This window comes from Streptomyces sp. NPDC050703, from assembly GCF_040654435.1.
GTDB lineage: Bacteria > Actinomycetota > Actinomycetes > Streptomycetales > Streptomycetaceae > Streptomyces.
This window is the reverse complement of sequence record NZ_JBFAHX010000031.1, coordinates 88,874-96,039: the sequence shown is the minus strand read 5'-3', so window position 1 is coordinate 96,039 and position 7,166 is coordinate 88,874. Positions and strand designations below refer to the sequence as shown.

Genomic DNA, 7,166 nt, shown 5'->3' with positions numbered 1-7,166 from the left:
TGGCGACCATGGCCTTGATCCGCTCGGCCTCGGTCGGCGCCCGGCCGGTGGTCGGGTCGACGGTCACGTCACCGACGCTGAAGATTCCGAACTGCGTGCCCACGGCCCCGGGCTGCGCTTGTGCCATCAGTACTGTCCCATCGGATACGAGAAGTGGAGTGCTGGGATCGGTCCGGCCGGTGCGCGGAGGCGGGCGGAGCGGCGTCGTCCCGTCCCGAAAGCTAGTGGCGGTCCCGACCGGTGCTTGCCGAGGAACGCACGGCCCCTTGCCCGTGGAAGCAGCTCGGTCCGGCTGCCTGCCCGGGCGTGCACGCTCCGTGTCCCCCAGCGCCCTGTCCGGCACGGCGTCGCGGTGGTGCGGGACCCGCGGACGGATGATGGGCCGCGAGGCAGCCGAGGGGCTGACAGTGGGCTGGACCCGTTACGCGGACTGGGCCGGGCGGGCAGGGGCCGAGCGGTTCCGGGCGGTGGCTCGATGAGGACCCGCCCCTCCCGCTGACCGCGGCGCCCTGCCCGCCGACCGCGGTGCCCTGCCGGGAACCAGGTCCGCCGTACGTCCTCGGGCCAGTCCCCGTGCACCGGAGGACGCATCCCCTCCCTCGGCGTTCCCTAGCCTCGCCGGACGACTGCGCCCGGGGACGGGCGGAACGAGGAACGGCGATGAGCATGGACGAGCGGACGGACGCGGTGGACGTGGGCCGGGGGCCGGGCGGCGAGTACGCCGCGGGCACACCGGCCGAGGACAGGAACGGGTGGGCGCTGCCCCGGGCCACCTCCCCGCGTGGCAGGACCCGGGGGCCCGTGGGCGGTGCGGTCCCGCACGCGCCGGGCGGGGCGGCTCAAGGAGCCCTCCGTTGAGCCGCGTGACGATGTCCTCGACCGCGCCCGCCCCGCGGCGTCGGCGCACCATGGCGGGGCGCGACCCCGGAGAGCCGCACCGCTCCGCCACCCCGCTGGAGCTCTTCTTCGACCTGTGCTTCGTCGTCGCGGTGGCCCAGGCGTCGGAGGGCCTCCACGAGGCGCTGGCACACGGGCACCACCTGGCCGGTGTCCTGCGCTTCGCACTGGTCTTCTTCACCATCTGGTGGGCCTGGATGAACTTCACCTGGTTCGCCTCCGCCTACGACCCCGACGACACCCCCTACCGGCTGACCGTGCTGGTACAGATCACGGGCTCCCTCGTCCTCGCCGCCGGTGTCGGCCGGGCCTTCGAGGAGGGGGACCTGCTCGTCATCACCCTCGGATACGTGGTGCTGCGTACGGCGCTGGCCGCGCTGTGGCTGCGGGCCGCGTTCTCCGACCCCACCCGGCGGAAGGCTACGCTCCGCTTCGCCGCCGGCATCACCGTCTGCCAACTCGGCTGGGTCGCGCTGCTGTTCGCCCCCGCCGAGGTCCGGCTGCCCGGGGTCGCGGTGCTGATCCTCGCGGAGGTGCTGGTCCCCGTCTGGGCGCAGTCCGCGGGGATGACCCCGTGGCATCCGCACCACATCGCCGAACGCTACGAGCTGTTCACCCTCATCGTGCTCGGCGAGTCCGTCGCGGCCGCCACCGTCACCGTGCGGGGGGCGTTCGACCGGCATCAGGGCACCGGTGCGCTGTACGCGCTGGCCGCCGGAGGACTGCTCATGGCCTACGCCATGTGGTGGCTGTACTTCGCCAGGCCCGCGCACGCGTTGCTCGCCACGACGCACCAGGCGCACCGCAGACGGTTCACCTGGGCCTACGGTCACTACCTGATCTTCGCTTCGGCGACCGCGGAGGGCGCGGGCCTGGCCGCTTACGCCGATCACGTCACCCGCCACTCCGGCGCGTCGTCGGTCGGCGCGGGCCTTGCGGTCACCGTCCCGGCCACCTGCTTCCTGGTCACGGTCTGGGCCGTACACCTGCGGCCGCACCGGCGCGGGGTGGCCGAACGCGTCCCGTTCGTCGTCACCGCGGTCGGTGTGCTCCTGTCAGCGTGGTCGCCGGCGCCCGCGCTCCTCGCCGGCGTGTTCCTGGGAGGGCTGGTCACGGTGGTCACGGTGCGGCGGCGCCGGTGAACCCGGGCCCATGCGGGAGCGCCGCCGTGGTCCCCGTTGCCGGTGATCACGACGGCGCTCCCGGTCCGCGGGCCCGCCGGGCGGGCCCGCGGCGGGCTCACTTGCCCAGGAAGGCGAGGAGCGCGCTGTTGACCTCCTCCGCGTGGGTCCACAGCAGACCGTGCGGGGCGCCCTCGATCTCCACGTAGTCGGCGGACGGCAGTGCCTTGTGGAACGGCCGCCCCGTCGCCTCGACCGGCAGAATGCGGTCGCCCGTACCGTGCAGGATCAGGGCCGGCACGTCGATGGCCGGGATGTCGGCCCGGAAGTCGGTGTACCAGGTGGACGGCGCGGCGGCCGCGGCGAAGAAGCCGCCGCCCGCCGCGACGTTCCAGCTGTTGCGCACGGCCTCCTCGCTGATGCGGGAGCCGAGGTTCTCGTCGAGGTTGTAGAAGTCCTTGTAGAACTCGGTGTAGTACGCGTAGCGGTCCGCCTCGACGGCCGCGGCGACGCCGTCGAAGAACTCCTTCGGGGCGGCTCCTCCGGGGTTCTCGTCGGTCTTGAGCAGCCAGGGCTCCAGTGAGGCGAGGAAGGCGACCTTGGAGATCCGCGCGGAACCGTAGGCGGACACGTACCGGGCGACCTCGCCGGTGCCCATGGAGAAGCCGACCAGGACGGCGTCCCGCACGTCGAGTGTCTCCAGCACGGTGTTCAGGTCGGCGGCGAAGGTGTCGTAGTCGTACCCGGTCGTCGGCTGTCCGGACTGCCCGAAGCCGCGACGGTCGTACGTGATGACGCGGTAGCCCGCCTTCAGCAGCGCGGCGCTCTGCCGCTCCCAGGAGTGCCCGTCGAGCGGGAAGCCGTGGATCAGGACGACCGGCTGTCCGGTGCCGTGGTCCTCGTAGTACAGGTCGATGCCGGCGGAGTTCTCCTGGCCCACGGTGATGTAAGGCATGGTCTCTTCCTTCGTTCGGTGTGACGGGTGCGCGCAGGGCGTGCTCCGACTCGGCGAGGCGGGGCGGGGCGCGGAGGGGGCCGGCTTCTCGCCGGCCGGCACTCGGGCGTCCACGGCGTGCGCGGCACGGAACGGCCTCACGCTATTCAGCGCGTCCCGTCCCTTGTTGTTCTCCAGCGCATCGCTTCTTGCCCGGCAGTGCGAGGTGGCCGGGCAGGCGTACACGGCGCGGGCACGGTGGTGCGGCGGTCCGAGTGCGGAAGCGGAACAGTTAGAGTGCACGGAGAGGCAAGTGTCCACCAGCACGGTGTCCCGTGTTCCTGGCCGGACGCGGTACCGGCCCGGCCGTTCGCGCGGTGGCCGCCGGTCTCGACGGACGACCGGCCGGAGGTGCCCATGACCCCTGTGATCGAGAACGCCCCGGACGGCACTGCGGCCACCCGTCGGCGTGGTGGAGAGCCGGCTTCGGCGGGCGGGTGTGCGCGGAGTGGGTCCTGAGGATGGTGCGAGCAGGCGGTCCGCTGTCCCGTAGCGGCCTGCGCGGACGGGAGGCCGAGCTCGCGGAGCTCGACGCACTGATCACCTCCGTCGCCCGCGCCGGAAGCGGCGGTCTCGCGCTCATCCAGGGCGAACCCGGTATCGGCAAGACCACGCTGCTCGCCGAAGCCGTCTCCAAGGCCAGGGCCGCGGGGTTCTCCGTGAACGTCGGCAAGGCCGATGAACTGCACCACATCGTGCCGCTGTCGTCGCTGGCGGCCTCCGTCCTGCGGGGTGACCGGCCGCTGCTGTCCGGCGATGCCTTCGCCGACCTCGCCCGCAACCACGACCAGCGGATCTGGCTGGTGGAGCGCCTGGCCGAAGCGATCGAGGCCAGGGCGGGCGGCGTCCCGGTGATGATCGGCCTGGACGACGTGCAATGGGCCGACCCGCTGAGCCGGTTCGCGCTCCAGCAGCTTCCTGCGCGTCTGCGGACCTCGCCGGTGCTGTGGCTGCTGACCGGGCGGCGGGAGCCCGCTTGCCCGGCGGAGGAGATCGTCGCGGCCGCGACCGGGAACCTCACGACGGTCACGGTGCCCCTGGGCCCGCTGACCGGCGACGCCATCGCCCAACTGGCGGACGACGCGCTCGGGGCGGCGGCCGACGAGCGGGTCAGGGACCTGCTCGACGGAGCGGGCGGTAACCCGTTCCTGGCCGTCGAGATGCTCGCGGGCCTGCGCACCAGCGAGGTCACGGACGACCTCGTGCCCCCGGGGCTCGTGGTCGGCGTCCGCGGCAGGCTCCGGTCCATGGGCCCCGAGACCCTGCGCTTCCTCCGGATGGGCGCGGTCCTGGGACGTACCTTCGGCCTGCACGACGCCGCCGCGCTCTGCGGCCGGGCGCCCGCGACACTCATCCCCGCGCTTGAGGAGGCCGTGCGCGCCGGGCTCCTCGACGACGACGGTGAACACCTGTCCTTCCGGCACGACCTCCTGCGCCAGGCGGTCTACGCCGACATCCTGCCGTCGGCCCGCAAAGCCCTGCACCGGGAGGCCGCACGCGTCCTGGTCGCCGGGGGCCACCGGCCGGTCGACGCGGTGCCCCACGTCCTCAGGGGCGCCCTGCCGGGGGACGAGGAAGCCGTGGCGCTGCTGCGGCGCGCGGCCGATGACGTGCTCGCGGTCACCCCGGACCTGGCGGCCGACCTCATGACCCGGGCCCTGGCCCTGGTGCCGTCCGCCGGGCCGCTGAGATTCGAGGTGGGGGAGCAGACGATCCTCGCCCTGACCCGGGCCGGCCGGAGCAGGGACGCCCTGTCCACGGGGGACGGGCTCCTGGCCGCCCGGCCACCGCTGGAGGTGTTCGGCCGGCTGCAGGCCGCCCTGGGCGGGACGCTGTGGAGCATGGACCTCGCCGGTGAACTGCGCCGCAGGACCGAGGCCGCCCTCGCCCTGGGGGACGCGCTCCCGGAGATCGCGGCGAGGCTGGCCGCCCTGCGCACCCTCGCCCTGTCCCGAGAGGACGATCTGGCCGCGGCGCGCGAGGCCGGCGAGACCGCGCTGCGCGACGCCACCGCGGCCGGTGATCGCGAGGCACATGTCCTGGCCCTCTTCGGGCTGGGCGAGATCGCGCAGAACGCCGGGGAGAACGCGGTTGCGCTGAAACGTTTCACCGCGTTGAGCGCCATCGATTCCGCCTTCCTGCCCGAGGAGATCGTCGCGCATCTGCACGTGGACGACTTCGCGTCCGCGCGACGGCTGCTCCTGCGGGCGACGGAAGCGGGGGCGCCGCGTCAGGCGATGCTGCTGTGGGCCCAGGGCCAGCACGACCTCGGCCTCGGCAGGCTCGACGACGCCGACGCCGGTTTCCTCACCATGGAACACCTGGAGGACGAGGTGCGGGTCCCCGTCCAGCAGGTGAACGGACGCGTGATCCGCTCCCGCATCGCGCTCCTGCGCGGTGACCCGGAAGGAGCGCGGGAGCATCTGAGCGCGGCGCGGGAGAGGCTGGCGGCCAAGCCGAACCCCGGCAACACCGCCGCCGTGCTCTTCCTGGAAGCGCTGCACGCGGAGGCGGACGGGGACACCGCCCTCTCCGCCGCCCGAGTCCGGCAGGTGCAGCAGGTGGGGGCCTTCATGCGCTGGCGGCTCCTGCGCGACTGGGCCGACTCCGCGATCCGCATGGCCCTGAGCGCCGGGGACCGGGAGCTCGCCGAGGACCTCGCCGCACAGGCCGGGGCCCACGCCGCGCGCAACCCCGCCGTGCCGACCGCCGGGGGCATCGCAGCGCAAGCCCTCGGGCTGGTGCGGAACGATCCCGCCCTGCTCGAACGCTCCGTGCGGCTGCTCGACGCGGGCCCCCGGCCGCTGGTCCGCGCGGCCGCGTCGGCGGACCTCGGCAGGGCACTCCTGTCGGCGGGCCGGAAGCAGCAGGCGGTGGCCGCCCTGGCCCACGCCCGCGACACGTACGCCGCCGCGGGCGCCCACGCCGCCGCGGCACGTGTCCGGCAGGATCTGCGGGGCGCGGGTGCCGCCGGCGGCAGGCCGGTGCCCGCGCAGCGGCCCGTGCGGGGGTGGGACGCCCTCACGGCCTCGGAGCGGAAGATCGCGCGCCTCGTCGCCCAGGGCCACACCAACCGGTCGGCCGCGGAGCTGCTCGTGGTCTCCCCCCACACGGTCAACACCCACCTGACGTCCGTTTTCCGCAAGCTGGAGATCAACTCCCGGGTGCAGCTGGCCAACGTGGTCATGGCCCTGCCCGACGGCTGAGGGGCACATTGGTACGTTCACGCGATGCCGGACCGGGGCCCGGCCGCGTACGACTGGGACGTTTCCCACGAGTCGGAGGTCACCGGCATGCACGGTCCCAGTTCCCCGCCGCCGACCATCGTGCTGGTGCACGGTGCGTTCACGGACGCCTCGTCGTGGGCGGGCGTCGTCAGGCTGCTGCGAGCCGACGGACTGACCGTCCGGGCTCCGGCGAACCCGCTGCGCGGTCTGGCGCACGACGCCGTCGTGCTCAGGGGCATGCTGCGGGACATCGACGCGCCCGTCGTCCTGGCCGGCCACGACTACGGCGGCGCGGTCATCACCCAGGCCGCGGCGGACGCCGACAACGTCGTGGCCCTGTGCTACGTCGCGGCGTTCGGCCTCGACGCGGGCGAGTGCGTCCTGGACGTCACGAACCGCTTCGCCCCCGCGCCCGTCGCCGACGCGACCCGCACCGCCGCTCCGCCGGCGCGGACCCCCGGCGGCCCGGACAGCGAGCTGTACATCCGCGAGGAGCTGTTCCCGCAGGTCTACGCCGCCGACCTGTCGCCCGCGGCCAGGAGACGGATGTCCGTGACGCAACGCCCGATCGCCTGCGACGCGCTGACCGGCCGGTCGGGCCCGCCCGCATGGGCCTCCATGCCGTCCTGGTACGCCATCGCGACCGCCGACCGGGTCCTCCACCCCGCCGCCCAGCGCTTCATGGCGCAACGCATGGCGGCCACCGAGCACGTGCTCGACGGGTCACACGCCGTCGTCCTCTCGCAGCCCGGTGCCGTGGCGGCGATGATCCGGGAAGCGGCGGAACAGGCACGATGACCGAGGCGGCGGCCCGGAGCGCGGACGCTGACGGCGAGCACGGGCCGGCGGGGTGTCTAAAATGCGTCTGAACGGAAGCCGCCGGTCCGACCCCCCGACCGTCCTACGCGTACGCAGCCCTCGCGGCAC

The 7,166-nt window shown here is 73.9% G+C and carries 5 protein-coding genes; 4 read left to right on the top strand and 1 reads right to left on the bottom strand.

Going from position 1 to position 7,166, the window contains the following annotated elements; all coding sequences use genetic code 11:
• Nucleotides 1-660: 660 nt before the first annotated feature.
• Nucleotides 661-858, top strand: a complete 198-nt coding sequence (locus AB0I16_RS25830; RefSeq protein ID WP_363251935.1) for a hypothetical protein — start codon at nt 661-663, stop codon at nt 856-858.
• A gap of 5 nt (nt 859-863) precedes the next feature.
• Nucleotides 864-2,039 (top strand): low temperature requirement protein A, encoded by a 1,176-nt coding sequence (locus tag AB0I16_RS25825; protein WP_363251944.1) that lies wholly within the window; start codon nt 864-866, stop codon nt 2,037-2,039.
• Nucleotides 2,040-2,136: 97 nt separating this feature from the next.
• Here the strand turns inward: AB0I16_RS25825 and AB0I16_RS25820 are convergent, their stop codons facing one another.
• Nucleotides 2,137-2,973 (bottom strand): alpha/beta hydrolase, encoded by an 837-nt coding sequence (locus AB0I16_RS25820; protein ID WP_363251934.1) that lies wholly within the window; start codon nt 2,971-2,973, stop codon nt 2,137-2,139.
• 500 nt (nt 2,974-3,473) lie between these two features.
• Between AB0I16_RS25820 and AB0I16_RS25815 the strand changes: the two genes are divergently transcribed.
• Together AB0I16_RS25815 and AB0I16_RS25810 are read left to right on the top strand one after the other, a co-directional pair.
• On the top strand, nt 3,474-6,218 hold the full coding sequence (locus tag AB0I16_RS25815; protein ID WP_363251933.1) for an AAA family ATPase: 2,745 nt from the start codon (nt 3,474-3,476) through the stop codon (nt 6,216-6,218).
• A 24-nt stretch (nt 6,219-6,242) separates the two neighbouring features.
• Nucleotides 6,243-7,037, top strand: coding sequence for an alpha/beta hydrolase (locus AB0I16_RS25810; protein WP_363251932.1), 795 nt, complete (start codon nt 6,243-6,245; stop codon nt 7,035-7,037).
• Nucleotides 7,038-7,166 lie beyond the last annotated feature (129 nt).